At 68.8% G+C, this 18,088-nt stretch carries 21 protein-coding genes and 1 pseudogene; 8 read left to right on the top strand and 14 right to left on the bottom strand.

From position 1 onward, the window contains the following. Position 1: 1 nt before the first annotated feature. A complete protein-coding gene (locus ACR9FL_RS06585; RefSeq protein WP_436357787.1) occupies positions 2-580 on the bottom strand; it encodes an alpha-ketoglutarate-dependent dioxygenase AlkB in 579 nt (192 codons plus the stop codon). Beyond that, complete coding sequence (dinB, locus tag ACR9FL_RS06580) at positions 577-1,665, bottom strand: DNA polymerase IV (RefSeq protein ID WP_436357786.1); 1,089 nt, start codon at positions 1,663-1,665, stop codon at positions 577-579. Before dinB ends, ACR9FL_RS06585 begins: the two co-directional genes overlap by 4 nt. A 206-nt stretch (positions 1,666-1,871) precedes the next feature. Between dinB and ACR9FL_RS06575 the strand changes: the two genes are divergently transcribed. Next, complete coding sequence (locus tag ACR9FL_RS06575) at positions 1,872-2,114, top strand: hypothetical protein (RefSeq protein WP_184269176.1); 243 nt, start codon at positions 1,872-1,874, stop codon at positions 2,112-2,114. A gap of 176 nt (positions 2,115-2,290) precedes the next feature. On the opposite strand, the gene ACR9FL_RS06570 is transcribed toward ACR9FL_RS06575, so the two are convergent. From ACR9FL_RS06570 to ACR9FL_RS06550, 5 genes are all read right to left on the bottom strand, one after another. Next, positions 2,291-3,463 carry a zinc-dependent alcohol dehydrogenase gene (locus ACR9FL_RS06570; protein WP_436357785.1) on the bottom strand — a complete coding sequence of 391 codons (1,173 nt, stop codon included), beginning with the start codon at positions 3,461-3,463 and terminating at the stop codon, positions 2,291-2,293. Positions 3,464-3,481: 18 nt separating this feature from the next. Next, positions 3,482-4,030, bottom strand: coding sequence for an SRPBCC family protein (locus tag ACR9FL_RS06565; RefSeq protein WP_313105124.1), 549 nt, complete (start codon positions 4,028-4,030; stop codon positions 3,482-3,484). A 41-nt stretch (positions 4,031-4,071) separates the two neighbouring features. Continuing rightward, the gene (locus ACR9FL_RS06560) at positions 4,072-4,530 is read right to left on the bottom strand and encodes a hypothetical protein (protein ID WP_313471984.1); all 459 of its coding nucleotides are present in this window, start codon (positions 4,528-4,530) and stop codon (positions 4,072-4,074) included. Between the two features lie 5 nt (positions 4,531-4,535). Next, complete coding sequence (locus ACR9FL_RS06555) at positions 4,536-5,129, bottom strand: DUF4142 domain-containing protein (protein WP_436357784.1); 594 nt, start codon at positions 5,127-5,129, stop codon at positions 4,536-4,538. Between the two features lie 287 nt (positions 5,130-5,416). Beyond that, positions 5,417-5,632, bottom strand: coding sequence for a hypothetical protein (locus ACR9FL_RS06550; RefSeq protein ID WP_312065271.1), 216 nt, complete (start codon positions 5,630-5,632; stop codon positions 5,417-5,419). A 151-nt stretch (positions 5,633-5,783) separates the two neighbouring features. On the opposite strand from ACR9FL_RS06550, the gene ACR9FL_RS06545 reads away from it, so the two are divergent. Then, complete coding sequence (locus ACR9FL_RS06545; RefSeq protein WP_312065272.1) at positions 5,784-6,440, top strand: DUF6766 family protein; 657 nt, start codon at positions 5,784-5,786, stop codon at positions 6,438-6,440. On the opposite strand, the pseudogene ACR9FL_RS06540 reads toward ACR9FL_RS06545, so the two are convergent. After that, positions 6,437-7,056, bottom strand: a pseudogene (locus ACR9FL_RS06540) (DUF72 domain-containing protein). The gene ACR9FL_RS06545 and the pseudogene ACR9FL_RS06540 sit on opposite strands and share 4 nt — an antisense overlap. 146 nt (positions 7,057-7,202) lie before the next feature. After that, complete coding sequence (locus ACR9FL_RS06535; RefSeq protein ID WP_436357783.1) at positions 7,203-7,451, bottom strand: hypothetical protein; 249 nt, start codon at positions 7,449-7,451, stop codon at positions 7,203-7,205. Between the two features lie 505 nt (positions 7,452-7,956). On the opposite strand from ACR9FL_RS06535, the gene ACR9FL_RS06530 reads away from it, so the two are divergent. Further along, positions 7,957-8,160 (top strand): hypothetical protein, encoded by a 204-nt coding sequence (locus ACR9FL_RS06530; RefSeq protein WP_436357782.1) that lies wholly within the window; start codon positions 7,957-7,959, stop codon positions 8,158-8,160. A 511-nt stretch (positions 8,161-8,671) separates the two neighbouring features. Here ACR9FL_RS06530 and ACR9FL_RS06525 read toward each other — a convergent pair. The 5 genes from ACR9FL_RS06525 to ACR9FL_RS06505 form a co-directional block, all read right to left on the bottom strand. After that, positions 8,672-9,577 carry a manganese catalase family protein gene (locus ACR9FL_RS06525; protein ID WP_436357781.1) on the bottom strand — a complete coding sequence of 302 codons (906 nt, stop codon included), beginning with the start codon at positions 9,575-9,577 and terminating at the stop codon, positions 8,672-8,674. Positions 9,578-9,632: 55 nt separating this feature from the next. Further along, positions 9,633-10,151 carry a ferritin-like domain-containing protein gene (locus tag ACR9FL_RS06520; protein WP_436357780.1) on the bottom strand — a complete coding sequence of 173 codons (519 nt, stop codon included), beginning with the start codon at positions 10,149-10,151 and terminating at the stop codon, positions 9,633-9,635. Positions 10,152-10,228: 77 nt separating this feature from the next. After that, positions 10,229-11,053, bottom strand: a complete 825-nt coding sequence (locus ACR9FL_RS06515; RefSeq protein WP_436357779.1) for a cyanophycinase — start codon at positions 11,051-11,053, stop codon at positions 10,229-10,231. Continuing rightward, positions 11,046-13,826, bottom strand: coding sequence for a cyanophycin synthetase (gene cphA, locus ACR9FL_RS06510; RefSeq protein WP_436357778.1), 2,781 nt, complete (start codon positions 13,824-13,826; stop codon positions 11,046-11,048). Before cphA ends, ACR9FL_RS06515 begins: the two co-directional genes overlap by 8 nt. Continuing rightward, positions 13,823-14,014, bottom strand: a complete 192-nt coding sequence (locus tag ACR9FL_RS06505; protein ID WP_436357777.1) for a hypothetical protein — start codon at positions 14,012-14,014, stop codon at positions 13,823-13,825. The genes cphA and ACR9FL_RS06505 overlap by 4 nt, the downstream gene beginning before the upstream one ends. Before the next feature lie 159 nt (positions 14,015-14,173). On the opposite strand from ACR9FL_RS06505, the gene ACR9FL_RS06500 reads away from it, so the two are divergent. The 5 genes from ACR9FL_RS06500 to ACR9FL_RS06480 all read left to right on the top strand — a co-directional run bounded on the left by ACR9FL_RS06500 (position 14,174) and on the right by ACR9FL_RS06480 (position 18,086). Beyond that, positions 14,174-15,088 (top strand): iron-containing redox enzyme family protein, encoded by a 915-nt coding sequence (locus ACR9FL_RS06500; protein WP_436357776.1) that lies wholly within the window; start codon positions 14,174-14,176, stop codon positions 15,086-15,088. Then, a complete protein-coding gene (locus ACR9FL_RS06495) occupies positions 15,085-16,011 on the top strand; it encodes a methyltransferase (RefSeq protein ID WP_436357775.1) in 927 nt (308 codons plus the stop codon). Before ACR9FL_RS06500 ends, ACR9FL_RS06495 begins: the two co-directional genes overlap by 4 nt. A gap of 94 nt (positions 16,012-16,105) precedes the next feature. After that, positions 16,106-16,633, top strand: a complete 528-nt coding sequence (locus ACR9FL_RS06490) for a hemerythrin domain-containing protein (protein WP_436357774.1) — start codon at positions 16,106-16,108, stop codon at positions 16,631-16,633. A 66-nt stretch (positions 16,634-16,699) separates the two neighbouring features. Beyond that, positions 16,700-17,245 carry a cysteine hydrolase family protein gene (locus tag ACR9FL_RS06485; protein WP_436357773.1) on the top strand — a complete coding sequence of 182 codons (546 nt, stop codon included), beginning with the start codon at positions 16,700-16,702 and terminating at the stop codon, positions 17,243-17,245. An 85-nt stretch (positions 17,246-17,330) separates the two neighbouring features. Continuing rightward, complete coding sequence (locus ACR9FL_RS06480) at positions 17,331-18,086, top strand: Crp/Fnr family transcriptional regulator (protein WP_436357772.1); 756 nt, start codon at positions 17,331-17,333, stop codon at positions 18,084-18,086. The last annotated feature ends 2 nt before the right edge of the window (positions 18,087-18,088 follow it).

Here is an 18,088-nt window from a genome sequence, read left to right as displayed (position 1 = left end):
GTCAGGCCAGGGTCCTGAAGGTGATGGAATAGCGCAGGGCCGTCATCGGAGAGATCGAATGCTCCCAGTCTCTGCGCGCCTCGCCTGACAGCCGATAGGCGGATCCGGGCGCCAGGGGCGCGGCTGACCGACGCCATCCCGTCCCGTCCTTCCGGCGCAGGCGCATGACGCAGGGCGCGAGAAAGGAGACGCCGAGGATCTCCCCGTAGACCGGCCTGTCGCGGTGCCAGCCGATACCGGCGCCGGGGGCGTATTCATTGACCAGAGCCTGGACGAAGGCCGTTTCATCAAGGCCGAGCCGACCGGTCAGACGCCCCAAAAGCCCCTTCAGGAAATCCGGCCAGGGATCGGCTGCTTCCAGCCTGCCCCGTTCCAGATCATAGCGGCGCCCGAAGGCGGCGATCTGCCGGAAGCCCTGGTAGCCCATGTGCTCATAGGGCCTGAAGCTCAACCGCTGCAGTTGCTCGACCACCGCCGCTTGCTCGAATGCCGACAGGACCTCCGGCCAATAGTCGAAGCCCGGAGGCACGGCAGGCTGGGGCGCGTGCCCGAACAGGTCCGCCTGGAGCATGGCGGTCATAGCGCCAGCTCGCCCGGACAAGCCCTTGAGGGCGATCCCGGCGACGCCTTCTCCAGATTGGACAGGGTCACGCCGACAAGCCGTACGCCCCTGGTCGGCGGATAGAGGGATCTTGCCAGCAGCCGGGCGATCTCGCGCAGGCGCGCCTTGGAGGCGACCGGCTCATTGAAGGAGCGGCTCCGGGTCGATTGCTGGAAGTCGGCCCATTTGACCTTCACCGTCACGGTCCGGCCCAGCGACCCGGCCTTCTCGCACCAGGCCCAGACATCGTCCGCCATCTCGTCCAGCCCGGCCTCGATCGCCGCCGGATCGACCAGGTCGCTGGCGAAGGTGGTCTCCGACCCGCTCGACTTGCGCTCGCGATCCGGATTGACGGGTCGTTGATCCTCTCCCCGGGCCACGCCATGGTACCAGGCGCCGGACTTACCGAAGTGATGCTGCAGGAAGGCCAGGGACTGACGCCTCAGGTCCGCGCCGGTCTCTATGCCCAGGCGGTTCATCTTCTCCGCCGTGACCGGCCCCACGCCATGGAAACGCTTGACCGGCAGGGCTTCGACAAAGGCCTCCCCTCGCCCGGGCGGGACCACGAACTGGCCGTTCGGCTTGCGCTGGTCCGAGGCCAGCTTGGCCAGGAACTTGTTGTAGGAAATCCCGGTCGAGGCCGTCAGACCCGTCTTCTCGAGGATGCGCGCGCGGATTTCCTCCGCCGTCGCCGAGGCCGTCGGCAGTCCTCGGATATTGGCGGTGACGTCGAGGTAGGCCTCATCGAGCGACAGAGGTTCGATCAGATGGGTGTAGTCGGCGAAGATGGCGTGGATCTGCGCCGAGACGGCGCGATAGACCTCGAACCGGGGCGGTACGAAGATCAGCTCAGGGCATTTCCGCAAGGCCGTGCTCGACGGCATGGCCGACCGCACGCCGAACCTGCGCGCCTCATAGCTGGCGGCGGCGACCACGCCGCGCGAAGCGGCGTGGCCTACGGCCACCGGCCGTCCGCGCAGGGCCGGATCATCCCTCTGCTCCACCGAGGCGAAGAAGGCGTCCATATCCACATGGATGATCTTACGAAGCGCGGCGACGTCCATTCGCCACGCCTAGCAGAAAGAGAACAAAGCCGGAACTGATATCCTGCCCGTCAGCAACCGTTCAACACCACGCGACCAGGGCGCCCGCCCTGACAAGGGACCGAAACGGGTTCCGCCAAGGCTGCCAGGGCCCGCTGCCCGACAGTAGGAACACGGCGTCATGCCGACGGTTCGACAGGCGTGGACCAACAGAGGGAGACACGTCAATGGACCGAGACAAGGACGCCGACCGCTGGGGCGGCCCGGGCTCAAGTCACCAGAACCGGCAAGCCCCGCAGCCCGATCCCGTAGTGAAGGACGCCGAAGATCCCGATCATCTGTCGCCCCGCAGCCAGGTCTCGGGCGGCGGAGGCGAGAAGGATGTGCACAAGGGTCATTCGGCCGAGGCGCGTTCGACACGGCAGGCGTCCAGCGAGGAGAAGCGCCATGAACGCGACAATCGCCAGTAAACGCCTCGGTCCTTCGAGCGACGAAGCCCGCTGGGCCCGTCGCCTGAGCCCGGACTAGCCCGACCGCCCGCCTTCATCCGACCGCGTCGAGCCGCAAGGCTCCGCCATCGAGGCCCGTCTCCACCGGAGACGGGCCTTCGTCCTGCTCGCCGACGAGCCGGGCGTCCTGAGGCGGCTCAGGGTTTGAGGACGACCTTGGTCCACTCATTGGGATTGTCGTGGAAGTTCTCGTAGGCCGTCGCCGCCTCCTCGAGGGGAAGGCGATGACTGATGAGGTCGGTCGTGTCGATCTGACCGTCCATCACCAGCTCCAGCAGCTTGGGCAGGTATTTCTGCACGTGGGTCTGCCCCGTCTTCAGGGTCAGCCCCTTCTGCATGAAGGCGCCGATCGGCAGCTTGTCGCCGATGCCGCCATAGACACCGGGCATGGAGATGCGGCCGCCCTTGCGGCAGGCCATGATGGCCTCGCGCAGGACGTGCTGGCGGTCCGTGCCCAGTTTCGTCTCCTGCTTGACCGCATCTATGATGTTGTCCGGAGCGAAACCGTGCGCCTCCATGCCCACGGCGTCGATGCAGGCGTCAGGGCCGATGCCCGCCGTCATCTCCTTGAGGGCCTCCAGCACCTTGACCTCATGATAGTTGAGGACCTCGGCGCCGTTCTGTTTCGCCAGGGCGAGACGGCGCGGATGGTGGTCGATGGCGATCACCCGCGCCGCGCCCATGTGGATGGCGCTCTTGATCGTGAACAGGCCGACGGGCCCGCACCCCCAGACCACCACCGTGTCGCCCGGCTGGATCCCGGCGTTTTCCGCCGCCATCCAGCCGGTGGGGAAGATGTCCGACAGGAAGAGCACCCGCTCGTCTTCGATGCCGTCAGGCACGACGATGGGGCCGAAGTCCGAATAGGGAATGCGCGCATACTCGGCCTGCCCGCCGGCGTAACCGCCGGTCAGGTGCGAGTAGCCGAACAGCCCGGCGGCGGGATAGCCGTAGGCGACCTCGGAGGCGTCGGACTTGTCGGCGGGGTTGGAGTTGTCACAGGCCGAATACTGCTCCTTGCCGCAGAAGAAGCACTGGCCGCAGGCGATGACGAAGGGCACCACCACCTTCTGCCCGACCCTGAGGCTCGTATTGCCCCGCCCCACCTCGACGACCTCGCCCATGAACTCATGGCCGAGAATGTCGCCGCGGTGCATGCCGGGGATGACGCTATCATAGAGGTGGAGGTCCGAGCCGCAGATGGCGGTGGCGGTGATCTTGATGATGGCGTCGCGAGGATTGACGATCTCGGGATCGGGGACCGTGTCCACCCGAACATCGTGTTTGCCGTGCCAGGTCAGTGCGCGCATGGATTTCGTCCTTGATGATCAGCCGCGGGGCGCGGCGGCGGGAGCCTGGGAGGTGGAAACCTCGCCCGTCTCCATCAGCTGTTTGAAGCGGCGAAGTTCGCGTCGGGCCTGGATGCGCGGTTCACGCTGCATCACCTTGGCCACAAGCTTGCCCACGGCGCCGGCGGGCGGGTCATAGCTGATCATGACCCTGACCTCGGTCCCCCGCCCGAAGGCGTTGTCGCGGAACTCGACCCAGCCCTCGTGATCGACGTCCGCCGCCTCCGTGGAGCGCCAGGCGATCTTCTCGCCCGGCCGGTCTTCGACGATCTCGGTTTCCAGTTCGACATCCATGCCGCCGGGCCCGGCTATGACCCAGTCGCGTCCGTCGCTGCTGACGGACCGGACATTGGCCATGAAGAGAGGAAGGTTCCGGAACTCGCGCCAGAAGGCGTAGAGCTCGGATCGGGGCCGGTTGATCATGACGGCCTGGATGGACGAGGAGGCGTGGTCCCCGTCGTGGACGTCGTCGTTCAGAAATCCTGTCGACGCCATGTCCGCGTCGGTGCTTGTCGGCTGCGTCTGCATGGGTTCTCTCCGGTTCCGGGGAGGCGCGGCGCCTCCGCCCATCATAGTTTCTCGCGCGCCCTGGCCAGATCGCGAACCAGCTTGGTCCGTGTCTGGTCAAACCGCGCCTTCTCATCAGCGGCCCGCGCTTCAAGGTTTTTCATCTCGACGCGAACAGCCTCCGCGCTCTCGGCCTGTGCCCGATCGAGCGCCTCCAGTTCGTCGGCGAGGTGCTGGGCCCGGCGCCGCTCCGCCGCGGTCGGTCGCTTGCGCGCCTTCCGCCGCGCCGCCCGGGGGCCGGCCTGGCCTATGTCGACCGTCAGCCCACGCTCGACGACCTCTCCAGGTCGCGCTCGCGCCGCCTCGGCGTCCTCCGCCTCGGGGGCCTCCCTTGCGAGGCCGGAAGCGAAGATGTCCTGCTGGATGCCCCAGGCGGCCAGGGCCTTGGGTCGGGAGGGGGCGGCCACCGTGAAACGATGGAAGCCATCCGACCATTCAAAGACCTTCAGCCTGGGCGCCATGTCGCCTAGCCGGAAATCGCGGCCTGGATCTCCTGGGCCTTCTGCAGGTGAGCCTCGATCTTCGGCAGGACAGTCCGTGCGTGGGCCGCCAGGGCCGGCGCATCCGTATTGTCGGCGAATCCGCGATGCAGGGTCACGGCCTCCTGGTGGGCCGCCACCTGCTGGTCGATATAGACCTTGTCGAAGTCCGCCACGCCCGCCGATCTCAGATTGTCCAGCAGGCCCTTGCGACGCTGGTCCAGCTCGGCGGGCGGCGCGACATCCGGAGCCGCGGAGGCGGCGGCCGTCTTGAGGGCGGCGGCGGCGGCGGTGTGATCGGTCTTGATCATCTGGGCCAGGGCCTTGACGTCGGCCCGCTTGGCCCGCTCCAGGGCGATGTCCGCCGCCTCGATCTCATACATGTCTCCCATGGCCGCGCCGGGCACATAGGCGCTGACGAGGTTGCTCCCCATGGTCGCGGCCGAGGTCTGGCCGACGGGTGCTGAGACTGCGTCCTGGGCCTTGTCGACCGCTTCGTTTCCGCCCTGCGGGCTGCATGCGGACAGAAGCGCGGCGGCGGCGGCGGCGGCGGCGAGGGTCGGGGCGTGTCGCATGGTCATGAGCTCCTTGTGGATGTGACAGACGAAGCGCGCGTCGGGCCGGGGGGGTTCCAGCGACCGCCAACGGTCACGACGAGGCCCCTGCGAGCCCCGCGCAGCGGGGTTGCCCGCCACTGTCGGAAAGGCGACACAAGGCCGATCCGGACCGCCTGCGCACCGCCGGAACCCGCGGAGGGGCGCGTCCGTTGGAACGCCGCCGGCCGAGCGCTGGGGGTCTCGGTCCGCCGAGAGCGCCAAGGCGAAGCCTGCGCTCGCCCCGTCGCCCCGTTCGAGCGGCGGCGGGGCTCCTAGGCTTCGTCTAACCCCAGATCACGACGGAGACCGGCGAGAAAACCCCGGGTGACCTCCATGGACGGGCTCTTCCCGACCTTGTCGTCCGCCTGGAGCAAGAGGCGCCGCACCTCCTCCTGGTCGAGAAGTCCCTTCTCCACGAGGGTGTCGAGCAGGGTCAGGTTGAGGGCGATCGAGGCGAGCGAAAGCGCTCCGGACTGCTGGGCGTTCATGGGCGATGTCCTTCCGGTGAGACAGGGCAATGCCCGTTACAGCCGTCTGTTTCTCGCGCCCTCTACCCGACACAGGGAGCTTCCACGGCGCCTCTGCGTCAGAGGAGCCTTGACCGTATCACGACGTTTCAAAGGCGACCCGGAGGACATCATGCGGATCTTGCGCGACAACGGGCTGACGCTCTTTCTTCTGCTCCTCTTCGCCGCCAGCATTATCGGCCACGCCCTGACAGGATGGCGGGTCGAGACGGGGGACGCCCTGCGACACGGCCAGGACGGCGGCACGCTGATGGAATACCTCGGCAGCGCTCCCTTCCTGTCGACCGTTTTCGAGAACTGGGAGAGCGAGTTCCTGCAGATGGCGGCCTATGTGGTCCTGACCGCCTTCCTGATCCAGAAGGGTTCGTCGGAATCCAGGGCCCCCGAGGCGCCGCCCCGCGACGCTGATCTTCAGGCCCAGGCCGACAAGGCGGGAGCGCCCGCGCCCCTGCGCTGGGGCGCCTTCGCACGGGCTGTCTATTCCCGTTCCCTGGGTCTGGCGCTTGTGGTCCTTTTCCTCGCCTCCTTCATCCTCCACTGGACCCAAAGCGCGCGAGCGGCCGCGCAGGAGGCGCTGGAGCATGGCGAGGCGGCCACGGGGACCTTCGCCTATCTCGCCGACCCCCAGCTCTGGTTCGAGTCCTTCCAGAACTGGCAGAGCGAGTTTCTGTCGACGGCGGTCCTGGTGGTCCTGTCGATCTTCCTGCGGCAACGCGAGTCGCCCGAGTCCAAGCCGGTCGCCGCGCCTCACGACCAGACCGGAGACTAGGCGGACCTCGCCATCCGGGCGAGCGCAAGCGCGTCCGCCGCCGCCGCGCCCGAGGCGGTGTTGTCGAAAATGACCCAGCGCTCGGCCCCGACCTCCCCCGCCGCCATGACCCGTTGAAGGATGGCCTTGAGCCGATCGCGCCCATAGGCCGAGCGATACATGTCCGGACTGCCGTGCAGCCGGAAGTAGACATAGGACCCGGAACCGCCGGGCGAACCTGCCCCCGGCGCCGGTTCCGGATCGGCCGCAACACGCGCCACCCGGCGAGAGGCGAGCCAATGATCCGCCGAGGCCGTGAACCAGGAAGGGTGCCGGGGCTCCATCACGATCGCCGCCTCGATCTGGGCCTCGCAGGCGTCCACAAAAGCGCCTGTCCGGGTCTCGTCAAAGGCCAGGCTCGGCGGCGTCTGGATCAGGACCGGTCCGAGGCGGTCTCCCAGCCCGCGGAGATCGGCGGCCAGGTCCGCGAGCAGGTCTTCGCAGTTCTCCAGCTTGCGGCGGTGCGTGATCTCGCGCGGCGCCTTGACGGCGACCGAAAATCCGGCGGCGTGGCGGCGGCCCAGCGCTCAAAGGTCGAGACCCGGTGGCGGCGGTAGAAGGTGGAGTTGATCTCCACGGCGCCGAGCCGGCCGGCGTAGCGTTCGAGCCCGCCCCCCTCGACAGGAAACCGGTCTCTCACCCCGGCCGGTATGGCCCAGCCCGCCGTCCCGACGCGAAGCTTTTTCTCGCCGGGGGCCGCGCTGCCGACAAGGCCTTCAGTGCTCACGAAGGATCGCGACGGGCCGCCATGCCGGGCGTGGTCGGCGCGAGTTCCTCGGCCTGGGTCTTGGGGGGCGGACCGTCGGTTTTCTGAAGGCCGTCATCGGGCGTCTCGCGGATCGAAAGGATGGAGTCGCCGCTGTTCAACAGGGGGGCTGCGGCGTCCGCCGCCTGGGCGTCCGTCGGAGAAGGCACCCTCAGCTTGCGCTCGGCGCCGTGGGCGTCGGCGACGACGATCTCGTAGAATTTCATCTCATTCCTCACCTGGCTCGGGATTGTCTGTACGACCGCGAAGGACGGGGGCGTCCGGCGGCCCGCTGCTTCCGGGTAGCGCTTCGGCGGCCCACGCGTTCCGGGCGCATCGCCTCGAAACGGCGGATGGGCGACACAGCGACTCCCCCGGGAACAGGCGGGGGCTTCGGGCGCTTGAACCCACGCACACCCGGCCAGAAGGAAGGCGCTCCGATGAAATCCGCCGACAAGCCGCCAGTCCTGCGCAACCCCCGGCGGCTCCTGCAGTTCGGAGGCGTCCTCCTTCTGCTCCTGGCTCTTGTCTACCTCGCCACGGCGTTGACCGGGTTTCTGAGAAATCAGGATAAGCGGCCCGACCCGCGAATGACGGGCGCCGAGGCGCCCCTTGAGCGAGCCGTAGGCGATTGAGGTCGCGCTCAGAGAGTCGGAAGCCGGACCCATGGAACGCCGCCGCATGGGTCTCGTTACGCCCTCCCGATGAACAGAAGGGAGACTGTCAGCTTCGATGTTTGCGGATCGCGTCTACGATCAGGACTTCTTGGCCGCCATGGCCGACCGCGGCTTCTATGTCTTCACGTCGCCGGCCTGTCATGCGGCGGTGCCGGTGAAGCGCCCTGAGCCGGTTGCGCCGGGCCCTCTTTCGAACCAATGCGGTCAGGACGTCGTCCAGTCCGCTCCGGCCGTCCCTGCGCTGGCCGAGGCGGCCTGAGCCCGTCGACCCCACGAGCGGACGAGATGCGGCGGCCGAGGTTCAGGCTCGCCGATCCCCGCCGAACCTGAGACCGGCCATTAAGGCTGACCGGTCCCGCTGGCGCGCGGCCCTCTGGCTGGTTCGCCACGGGCAAGGCGCCGACGATGTCGCGCTTGAGGCCGCCCATGCCGCCGGCCATGACCGCATCCAGCTGGAAATGCGGGACGCGGACGTCCCGCTGAGCCTCCGGGCCCTGTGCAGGCCCGCGCCCTCGGAACCTGGTTCGCGAACCTTCCGGCTCACGAACGCCCCGAAGTCGTGCTGGCTTCACCCTATCCCCGCTCCCTTGAGACCGCCGAGACCTTGCGCGCGGCGGGCGCCGGTCACCAGAGCCGTCGGTCTGGCGGCGCCCCTGTGGGCACGGAATGGATCCGTCATGCTCTTGCTCCTCGTGCGTCTTGCAGCGCTCAGTCGCGCGGCGGCGGCACTTGCGGGCGCCACCGAGCGCCCGCGTGTCCCACGATCCTCGTCAGGCCGGAGCCTCCATGGGCGTTGTGCGCCCGGCCCCGGGACCGGCGCCGAGATCGGCCCCGGTGATCGGATTGGCTGAAGGATCGGACCGGGTGCGGGCCGCGAAGGCCTGAACCGTCTTCTTGTCAGACGCCGCCAGCTTGACCGAGGCGTCGCCCGCGCCGCCGTCCACCGCCGCCTGGGCTTCGCGGTCGTCCACGACCTCCCACTGCTCGCCCTCGTTCCAGGACCCGCTCGCATCCCCGTCCCCCTGGGACATGTTGTAGTATTTGTCGGCGAAGTCCGGATGACCGGGAAGCTTGCCGGGCGGGAAGTTGGCGGGGATGGCGTAGAGCGCCTTCTCGAAGGACTTCTGGTGGGCCACTTCGCGCGTCATGAGGAAGGTCAGGGCGTCCTTGATTCCCGCATCATCGGTGACGTTGATCAGCCGTTCATAGACGATCTTGGCCCGGGATTCGGCGGCGATATTGGAGCGCAGATCGCAGGCCGGATCGCCGATGGAGTCGATATAGGCCGCTGTCCAGGGCACGCCGGCGGAGTTGATCAGGGCCGTGCCGCCGCCATAGAGGATGGACATGGTGTGGCTTTCGCCGCCCGAGGTCATGCTGGCGTAGAGGTCCGCTTCCTCCTCGGCGGCTTCCGCGAGCTTCCCCTTGGCCCCGCGATTGAGCATGGCGACGATCGAGCCGATGATCTCGAGGTGGCTCAGCTCCTCCGTGGCGATGTCCATCAGCAGGTCGCGACGCCCCACGTCCTCGTCAGCCAGCCCCTGGGTGAAGTAGCGCATGGCGGCGGCCAGCTCACCCTGGGGTCCGCCGAACTGTTCGAGCATGAGAGTGGCCAGGGCCGGATTGGGTTCGGCGACCCGCACCGTATACATCAACTTCTTGTTGTGCATGAACATGACGGTTTTATCCCGTTGATTATAATGAGAATATATACAATTGCAGCTACAGGACTCAGCGGCTGGCGTTTTCGCCGGCGCGTCTGAGCTCGAGGTGTTTCTCGACCAGCATGGGCAGGCTTTCGTCGACCCAGCGCGCCATGCGCACCTCTTCCTCCAGGGTGGCGGCGAGGGGGTCATAGGCCGCCTCATAGCCTCCGCTCTGAGCCAGAAGGATCAGGGCCCGGTAGGAGGCCGCCTCGAAGTTCTCGAAGGCGTAGTTGGCGAAGGCGTTCTTCAGGATCTCGTCTTCGGCGAAGCTATGGCTCATGGCCGCGAGATTGCCGCCAAGCGAGAGGGCGGCGTCCTTGAGGCCGGACGGCTTCTCGTCGAAGCCGTCCAGCAGGGTCTCTAGACGGAGGATCTGTCCCTCGGTCTCGAGACGGTGGGCCTTCAGCCTGGCGGCGACCTCGGTGAAGTTCCGGGCCCGGTCGATCTGGCGATCCATCAGGGCCAGGGCCTGGTTTTCCACGGCGTGGGCGTTCTTGAGGCCTGTCACGAAGACGTCGCACCAGACGTCGTCAGCATTGGTCATGTCGGCGTCCCTCCTTGCAGTCGGTTCAGGAGGCTAACCCTCGCGACCGGCGCCGGGGCCGACGTGTCGGGTTCAGGTCACTGCGGATCGCCGCTCCCGCCCTTCTCTTCCGGGGCCGCGCGCTGCGGACGACGGCGGGCGAGGTCGAAGCCGTCGTCCCGGGCCAGGACGTGGAGGCGCACGTCAAACATGGACAGGGCGTCCTCGGCGCCGCCTTCAGAGATATTGGAATGGGTCGCATCCTCCCCGTCGACGACATAGACGGCGCCGTCGCCGAGCACCCTCAACCGCCCGTGCTCGACCACCACAGCCGTGTTTTCGTCGATGCCCAGCCCCATGAGCCGCGGATTGTGGGCCACCGCGCCCAGCAGCCGGCCGAACCGTCCCCTTTCGGCGAAATGCTGGTCGATGATGACATTGGGGAGCAGGCCCAGTCCGGGAGCCATGTGCACCTCGCCGATCCTGTAGGACTCCGCGCTCGGTCCCTTCACCAGCATGGTCTCGCTCATCACCGAAGCCCCCGCCGACGTCCCCGCGATCACGCCGCCGCGCGCATGGAGATCGCGAATGCGTCGTTCGATCGGCGTGTCGCCGATCTGGCTGGCCAGCCTGAGCTGGTCGCCGCCGCTGAAGAAGACGCCGGCGGCGCCGTCAAGCCGGTCGAGAAGGTCCCGCTCATGGCTCTCGGCGCGATCCTCGACGTAGAGCTCGATCAGTTCACCGACGCCGAGGCCCTTGAAGCCTTCCCGATAGCTGTCGAAATAGCCCTCGGGTTCATGGGAGGCGATGGTCGCGATCACCAGCTTGCCGCCGTCGAGGCGCCGGGCGACCTCGTTGAGGATGACCCGCTCGCCGGTCTTGTCCTCATGCCCGCCGATGATGATCAGGGGGCCCTTACCCATGGGGAGGCTCCAGGATGACGCCGGGCGCATTCAGGCCCAGGGCCGAGGACGGGAAGGCAGGACGGAAGGCCAGGATCTGCGCCCACACCGCTTCGATGCGGGTCGGCGTGAGGACGACGAGGTCCCCGGGTCTCGCCGCTTCAAGGCATGCAGCCACGGCCTCCTCCTCCTTTTGCACGCCGCGGAAACGTGACGCGTCCGCGCCGCTGCGCAGCGCGCCTTCGGCGAGGAGGCGGATCACTTCGCCGGCGGGACGACCGCGGTTGTCGGGCGTCTCCCTGAAGACGACCTCGTCGAAGAAGCTTGCGCTGATCTCACCCATGGCGACGATCTCCTGCGTCCGCCGGTCGCCGGGGATGCTGATCATGGCGATGGTCCGTCCCGCGGCGGGCCGGATCGCCGCCACGAGGGCGCCGAGGGCCCGAAGGCCGTCCGGGTTGTGGGCGTAGTCCATGATGACCCGGAAGCCGTGCTGGTCGCAGATGTTGAGGCGGCCGGGATTCTGCTCGTAGCTGGATGTGAAGCTGCCCAGAGCCGTCCCGATCCGGTCCGGAGGCACGCCTACGCCGTAGCAGGCCGCCGCAGCCGCCAGGATATTGGCCACATTGAAGGCCGCCGCCCCGCCCAGGGTCGAAGGCAGGTCCGCCGCACGGCCCAGCAGCTTTCGCTCGCCCCGGTCGTGAAGCTCGAGCACGCCGCTTGCGGCGTCATAGAGGACCGCGGCCCCGCCTTCGGCCACATGCTTGAGCAGGAAGCCCGGCGTCTCGGCGCCGCCCCTCATGGAGAACCAGCAGACCCGGCCGCCGGCATGGCGCGCCATGCGCAGGGTGAGCGGATCATCGGCGTTGAGGACGCTCAGACCCCGACGTGACACGGCCTCGGCCACGACCGACTTGACCTTCGCCAGATCCTCCAGGGTGTCCACCCCCTTGAGCCCCAGGTGGTCGGGCTGGACGTTGAGGACGCAGCCGACGTCGCAGCGGTCGAAGGCGAGGCCCTCGCGCAGGATGCCCCCTCGGGCGCATTCCAGCACCGCGACGTCGACGACGGGATCATTCAGCACCATCCGGGCGCTGCGCGGACCGCTGGCGTCTCCGGCGCGGATTCTCTCTCCGTCGACATAGACCCCGCTGGTGTTGGTCAGGCCGACGGTCCGTCCTTCCGCCTGCAGCACATGGGCGATCATCCGGCCCACGGTCGATTTCCCGTTGGTGCCCGTCACTGCGATCACGGGAATGCGGGACCGGACGCCCCGCGGGAACATCATGTCCAGGACCGGCCGGGCGACGTCCCTCGCCTCGCCCTCCGAAGGCGACAGATGCATGCGCAGTCCCGGCGCCGCATTGACCTCGACCACGCCCCCGCCGGTTTCGCGCACCGAGCGGCGGATGTCCGGCGCCAGAAGATCCACCCCGGCCACGTCCAGGCCCAGGGCCAGGGCGGCCCGCCGGGCGATGGCGGCGTTGGCCGGGTGAATCTCGTCGGTCCGGTCCGTCGCGGTCCCGCCCGAGGAGAGGTTGGCGGCGGTGCGGAGCAGGACCCTGACGCCGGGCCCCGGAACGCTCTCGGGCGACAGGCCCTGGCGGGACAGGAGGGCCAGCGCCTCCTCGTCGAGGCGGATCCGGGTCAGGCTGTTCTCATGGCCGACGCCCCGGCGCGGATCGGCGTTGACCGCCTCGACCAGTTCCGCGACCGAACGACGCCCGTCGCCCTCGACGCAGGGCGGCCTGCGCTCGGCGACGGCGACGACCCTGCCGTCGACCACCAGGACCCGGTAATCCCGGCCCGGAAGCTCCTGTTCGACGATGACCCGCCGACCGTGGGGCACAGCGAGGGCGAAGGCCTTCCTGACGGCCTCGGGCGTGTCCAGGCCTGTCGTCACGCCCCGTCCATGGTTGCCGTCGAGCGGCTTGACCACGACCCTGCCGCCCAGGCGTGCGGCGGCGGCGGCGGCCTCGTCCGCGGTGCGCACCACCTCTCCGCGGGCGGTCGGACAGCCCACGGCCTCGAGCAAGGCCTTGGCCTGGGCCTTGTCGCCCGCCAGTTCGGTCGCGATCAGGCCCGTGCGGTCCGTCACGCTGGCGCGCAGGCGCCTCTGCCGCGCGCCCCATCCCAGGCGCAGGAGGCTCCCGGTGTTGAGGCGTTCCACAGGAATCCCCCGACGTCGCGCGGCGTCCACCAGGGCCTGGGTGGAGGGGCCGAAGGCCGTCCGGCGCACCGCATCGCGGAGGATGGCCGCCGCCTCATCGGCCTGGACGGCGCCCGGCAGGCGCGGATCGAGACTGTCCGCGCAGACCCGGTCCAGGCCGCTGATCCCGGCGAGCGCCTCCGGCAGCAGGGCGTCGCAAATCTGCAGGGCCAGTCGTCCGGCCAGAAGCGCCGTGGTCTCGTCGCCATAGGTGAAGAGGATGTCGTAGACGCCCGGCTGGCCGCGCACCGAACGCGTCTTGCCCCGGGTGACAGGGGTTCCGGCGCGGGTCTGGAGTTCCAGAGCGACGTGCTCCGCGACGTGGCCGAACCATGTCCCGTCGCGCAGGCGACGCACGAACCCTCCCGGCTCGCCGTAGCAGCAGCCGTGCCGCTCGAGGCCCGGCAGCGCCTCCATCAGGCGCGCCGTGAAGTCGCCCAGCCGATTGGTCGGCCAGTCCTCCATCCGACCCAGGTCGAGACGGATGCGCGCCATGGGCCTGGCGCTGTAAAGATGGGGACCGCGATAGAGGCTCCGCTCCAGGACCTGCATCGCCCGCGGTCCGCTCGTCGTCGTCGCGTTCATGCGGCCAACTCGCGAGGCGCTGCCTCGGTCATGCCGCGCGCCAGGGCGCGAACCACCATGGCGGCGGCGACGGCGCGGGACGGGGCCTGGCCGGCGACAAGAGCCGCCCCGTCCGCCGGGTCCGTCACGACCCAGGCCCAGACCTCCTCGACCCGGCTGATCGTCCAGTTAAATCCAGTCTCTTCCATTCGGCGCCTCCCTGAAGGACTGGATGAACCGACGGTCACGGACCCAGTTCCACTGTCTGAAACCCGACACGGAGGCAGGGATTTCGGGGCCTCGCACCCCTTCGGGAACCCTGGGTCGCGGCAGGGCGTATGGCAGTCCCCAAGTCACAGGAGCCTTTCATGTCGCCAGAGGGTCCAGCCCCGCTCCCCGCCCCCGAACCCTCGGACCCGGCGGGTTTTCATCGCCGGTTGGCGCACTGGAACCACCGTCGCCTCGCCCCGGCCACGCCGCGTCCTGCCTGGCGTGACGACCTCCGCCATGATGCGGAGATGATGCTGGTCGAGGGCGACTTCATCGAACGCGCGCGGGCCGAGGCCGCGCCCTGGCTCGCCGACCTGCCGACCACGGCCGACGCCTTCGTCGCCTGGTTCGAGGGGCTCAAGGGCTCCGGCCCCGGAGAGGCGGACCCGCTCTTTCCCTGGCTCGCCGAGACGGCGACGATGGAGGAGATGCGCTGGTTCCTGCTGCAGGAGGTGGCGGGCGAGGCCGGGTTCGAGGATCTCGTGGCCATGGCCCAGGTCAAGATGCCGGCCCGTCCCAAGCTCGAACTGGCGCGCAACTACTGGGACGAAATGGGCCGCGGGTCGGAAGCCGGCATGCACGGTCCCATGCTGGACCGTCTCGCCGCGGCGCTCGACCTGCATCCCCGTATCGATGAGACGGCGTGGCCGTCCCTCGCTCTTGGCAACACCCTCGTCGCCTTCTCGACCCAGAGACGCTACGCCTACCACGCCCTCGGCGCCCTGGGGGCTGTGGAGCTCACGGCCCCCTGGCGAGCCGCCCATGTGGCCGAGGGCCTCAAGCGGCTCGGCGTCGGGGTGGAGCGCAAGTATTTCGCCCTTCACGCCACCCTCGACATCGCCCATTCCGAGGCCTGGAACGAGGAGGTGCTTCGCCCCCTAGCCGCGGAGCGCCCGGAGTGCGTCCGCGCCCTGGCTGAAGGCGCGATCATGCGGCTCATGGCCGGCGCCCGCTGCTTCGACGCCTACCGGGCCCATCTCTGGGGCGCAGCCCCCCTGCGTCGTTCCGCGTGACGGCTCAGGTCCCTGCGCCCGGCGACGCCGCCCTCCTCGAGCTTCTTTCCCGCCTGGACGCCGCCGGCTACGACTTCGTCTCGCCCACCCCGGCCGTCCATGGCCTGGTCGCGCGGCGGCGGCGGGCCGACGAGGCCGACCTCCTTCGCGACGTCCTGGGCTGGGGCCGCGCCTTCCATGCCGAAACCGCCCCCGCATGGCTTCTGAACATCCTGACAGAGGCCGACGCCCTCGGCGAAGACGCCGACGGTTTGCGCGCCCGGATCCGCGTCAGTCGTCTGGACGGACGCCTGCACCTGCACTCCGCCTCCTCTGCGGAGGAACAGGCCGTCTTCCTCGGACCCGACAGCTATCGCTACGTCCGCTTCCTTCGCCAGACCTTGCGCGGCTCCGCCTGGCGACAGGCGCTCGAGATCGGGGTCGGCGCGGGAGCCGGAGCCCTCGCGATCGCCGCCCTCGATCCCGAAGCCTCCGTCGTCGCCACCGACATCAACCCCCAGGCCCTTCGCCTCTGCCGCCTCAACGCCCGACATGCCGGTCTCCCGATCGATCTCCGGCCAGGCGGGTTTCCTGCTGAGGGCGTCTGGGACCTGATCGCCGCCAACCCGCCCTATATGGCGGGGCGCAGCGGACGGCTGTACCGCGACGGCGGCGGTCAGTACGGCGCGGAGGTCGCTCTGGAGTGGGCGAAAGAAGCCCTCTCCCGCCTCGCGCCCGGCGGACGCCTCCTGCTCTACACCGGCGCTCCGGTCGTGGCCGGCCAAGACATGGTGCGCACCGCCCTCGCCACCCTGGCCGACCGGCGCGGGGCCCGGCTGGTCTATGAGGAGATTGATCCTGACGTCTTCGGCGCCAGCCTCGCACGGGCCTCCTATGCCCAGGTCGAGCGCATCGCCGCCGTCGGCGGCGTCATCACCGTCTGACGGACGGTCGACGGCTGAGTCGGCTACCGGTCTCTGCCGACCGGCCTGTTCGCGGATCGTTAGGCCTGACTGAAGCCCCAGGGAGAAGCAGGACATGTCCGTCATCGACAAGGCGCTCGCCGCCATAACGCCCGCCCCCTCGGCGGAAAAAAGGGCCGAGGCCACGGCGGCCGCGCGGGAGGCCGCCGCCCCCGGAGACTGGCTGTCCGCGGCCCTGGATCATCACGAGGCGATCCGGGCGGCGTTTCAGTCCGGACGTGAGGCGGCTGCGGGCGAAGCGCGTCTGGCGGCGCGGGACGCCCTCGCCCTCGTCCTCAACGGTCACAGCCTGGCGGAGGAACTGGTGCTTTATCCGGCCATGGCCCGCCACGGCCACAAGGGCCAGGCCGGACTGGCCTATGGCGAGCAGACCGCCGCCAAGATGCAGATGGCTGAACTGGAGACGATCGCGCCGGACTCGCAGGCATGGCTCGACAAGTGGGAACATGTCGAGGGCGCCGTCCTGACCCATATGTACGAGGAAGAGCACGGGTGGTTTCTCCACCTGAAAGCCCATGCCGAGGACCAGGATCGACTGAAGATCCGTTATCTCCAGGAATTCGATCGCTACGTCGGCGGCTGACCCACGATGTCGCCGACGGCTTCCGGACATCCTGCGGGCGAACGCCCCGCCCTGCTGATCATAGACATGATCAACGACCTGGAATTCGACGGCGCTGCGGCGATCCTGGACCAGGCCGAAGCCGCGAGCCTCGTCATCCACGACCTTCGTGCGACCGCCCGCCGCTGCGGCGCGCCGGTCATCTACGTCAATGACAACTTCGATCGATGGTCTGAAGACCGCCGGCAGATCGTCGACCGGGCCTGCCGCGCCGGGGCGCGGGGGGCTTCGATCTCCCGACGTCTGGCGCCTGCCGACGACGACGTCTTCATCATCAAACCCCAGCAGTCGGGCTTCTACGGCACGGGTCTGCCGGTGCTCCTGCCCTCCCTCGGCGCCACCCGCCTGGTTCTCGTGGGGCTCGCCGCGGATCTCTGCCTCCTGTTTACGGCTGCGGACGCCCATATGCGTTCCTATGACCTCTGGACGCCCCGCGACGGTCTCGTGCCCTCCCGCCCCGCGAGATTGGAACCCGCGCTGGAGATTCTCTCCGACGGTCTGGGCGCCGACACTCGCCCAGCAGCCTGTCTGGACGCGAAATTCTGGACCAGCGGCGCATCGGCCGGCGCCTGATTTCAGCACCCGGCCAGCACGAAACGCGCGAAAACCAACCTATGTGAAGAACTGGTCGTCGAAGCCATGCTGTTGGTCGAAGGCCATGAAGAATCAGTCGGATACAGGTCTTGAAGCCCGCCTCACCGCGCCCCTGGAGCGGATGCTGGCCAGCTTCGCCCCAATCGGGGTGGAGGGGACCGCCCTGATCCGCAGCAATTTCACAGGCGCGCCCCAGCAGCAGCCCTCCGGCGCCGCCATTCCCATGGACCCCGAGCGCAACCAGGCGCGGCTGGTGACGAGCGGCTGGATCGCGCGCGGCGCCATGCTGAACGACGGACGACGTCAGATCGTCAGCCTCAGCCTGCCCGGCGACGTCATCGCGGCCTCGGGATCGGTCGACGCCGATCTCCAGGTCTGGGCCCTGACCGAGATCGTCACGGTGGACGCCACCGCCTTCTGGACCACGCTTTCCGAGCCCGAGGTGAAGGCCTCTCCCCTGAGGGACGCCTGGCGTCGATGTCGGACGGCGGAACGCCTGCGCATGGCGCGCCAGGTCGTCCGGCTCGGGCGGCTCAACGCCTACGAGCGCACGGCCCACCTGCTGCTCGAACTGCACGAGCGTCAGGTCCGTCTCGGGTCCGCGCGTGGCGGCGCCCTCCATCTGCCCCTGACGCAGGACGTGCTCGCCGACATCCTCGGCCTGAGCGCCGTTCACATGAACCGCACCCTCCAGCAGCTTCGACGCAATGTTCTCGTCGACTACAGGGCGGGACGCACCGTGCTTCAGGATCTGCCCGGCCTGGTTCAGGCGGCCAACCTCAGCGCCGTCTGCGGACCGCTCATTCCCACAGCCTTCTGAGG

Origin of the sequence: Brevundimonas sp. CEF1 (genome assembly GCF_051353055.1) — a bacterium.
In the GTDB taxonomy this organism is placed as follows: Bacteria; Pseudomonadota; Alphaproteobacteria; order Caulobacterales; family Caulobacteraceae; genus Brevundimonas.
The sequence above is the reverse complement of the archived record's forward strand: the minus strand, read 5'-3'. Positions and strand labels throughout refer to the sequence as shown.

Bases quoted from the DNA above. Each gene is read 5' to 3' on its own strand.
- ACR9FL_RS06585 (WP_436357787.1), bottom strand. From the start codon at position 580: ATGACCGCCATGCTCCAGGCGGACCTGTTCGGGCACGCGCCCCAGCCT.
- ACR9FL_RS06525 (WP_436357781.1), bottom strand. From the start codon at position 9,577: ATGTTCATGCACAACAAGAAGTTGATGTATACGGTGCGGGTCGCCGAA.
- ACR9FL_RS06530 (WP_436357782.1), top strand. From the start codon at position 7,957: ATGTTTGCGGATCGCGTCTACGATCAGGACTTCTTGGCCGCCATGGCC.
- ACR9FL_RS06575 (WP_184269176.1), top strand. From the start codon at position 1,872: ATGGACCGAGACAAGGACGCCGACCGCTGGGGCGGCCCGGGCTCAAGT.
- ACR9FL_RS06515 (WP_436357779.1), bottom strand. From the start codon at position 11,053: ATGGGTAAGGGCCCCCTGATCATCATCGGCGGGCATGAGGACAAGACC.
- ACR9FL_RS06485 (WP_436357773.1), top strand. From the start codon at position 16,700: ATGATCAACGACCTGGAATTCGACGGCGCTGCGGCGATCCTGGACCAG.
- ACR9FL_RS06535 (WP_436357783.1), bottom strand. From the start codon at position 7,451: ATGAAATTCTACGAGATCGTCGTCGCCGACGCCCACGGCGCCGAGCGC.
- ACR9FL_RS06565 (WP_313105124.1), bottom strand. From the start codon at position 4,030: ATGCAGACGCAGCCGACAAGCACCGACGCGGACATGGCGTCGACAGGA.
- ACR9FL_RS06555 (WP_436357784.1), bottom strand. From the start codon at position 5,129: ATGACCATGCGACACGCCCCGACCCTCGCCGCCGCCGCCGCCGCCGCC.
- ACR9FL_RS06550 (WP_312065271.1), bottom strand. From the start codon at position 5,632: ATGAACGCCCAGCAGTCCGGAGCGCTTTCGCTCGCCTCGATCGCCCTC.
- ACR9FL_RS06570 (WP_436357785.1), bottom strand. From the start codon at position 3,463: ATGCGCGCACTGACCTGGCACGGCAAACACGATGTTCGGGTGGACACG.
- ACR9FL_RS06480 (WP_436357772.1), top strand. From the start codon at position 17,331: ATGAAGAATCAGTCGGATACAGGTCTTGAAGCCCGCCTCACCGCGCCC.
- ACR9FL_RS06490 (WP_436357774.1), top strand. From the start codon at position 16,106: ATGTCCGTCATCGACAAGGCGCTCGCCGCCATAACGCCCGCCCCCTCG.
- ACR9FL_RS06500 (WP_436357776.1), top strand. From the start codon at position 14,174: ATGTCGCCAGAGGGTCCAGCCCCGCTCCCCGCCCCCGAACCCTCGGAC.
- dinB (WP_436357786.1), bottom strand. From the start codon at position 1,665: ATGGACGTCGCCGCGCTTCGTAAGATCATCCATGTGGATATGGACGCC.
- ACR9FL_RS06560 (WP_313471984.1), bottom strand. From the start codon at position 4,530: ATGGCGCCCAGGCTGAAGGTCTTTGAATGGTCGGATGGCTTCCATCGT.
- cphA (WP_436357778.1), bottom strand. From the start codon at position 13,826: ATGAACGCGACGACGACGAGCGGACCGCGGGCGATGCAGGTCCTGGAG.
- ACR9FL_RS06520 (WP_436357780.1), bottom strand. From the start codon at position 10,151: ATGACCAATGCTGACGACGTCTGGTGCGACGTCTTCGTGACAGGCCTC.
- ACR9FL_RS06545 (WP_312065272.1), top strand. From the start codon at position 5,784: ATGCGGATCTTGCGCGACAACGGGCTGACGCTCTTTCTTCTGCTCCTC.
- ACR9FL_RS06505 (WP_436357777.1), bottom strand. From the start codon at position 14,014: ATGGAAGAGACTGGATTTAACTGGACGATCAGCCGGGTCGAGGAGGTC.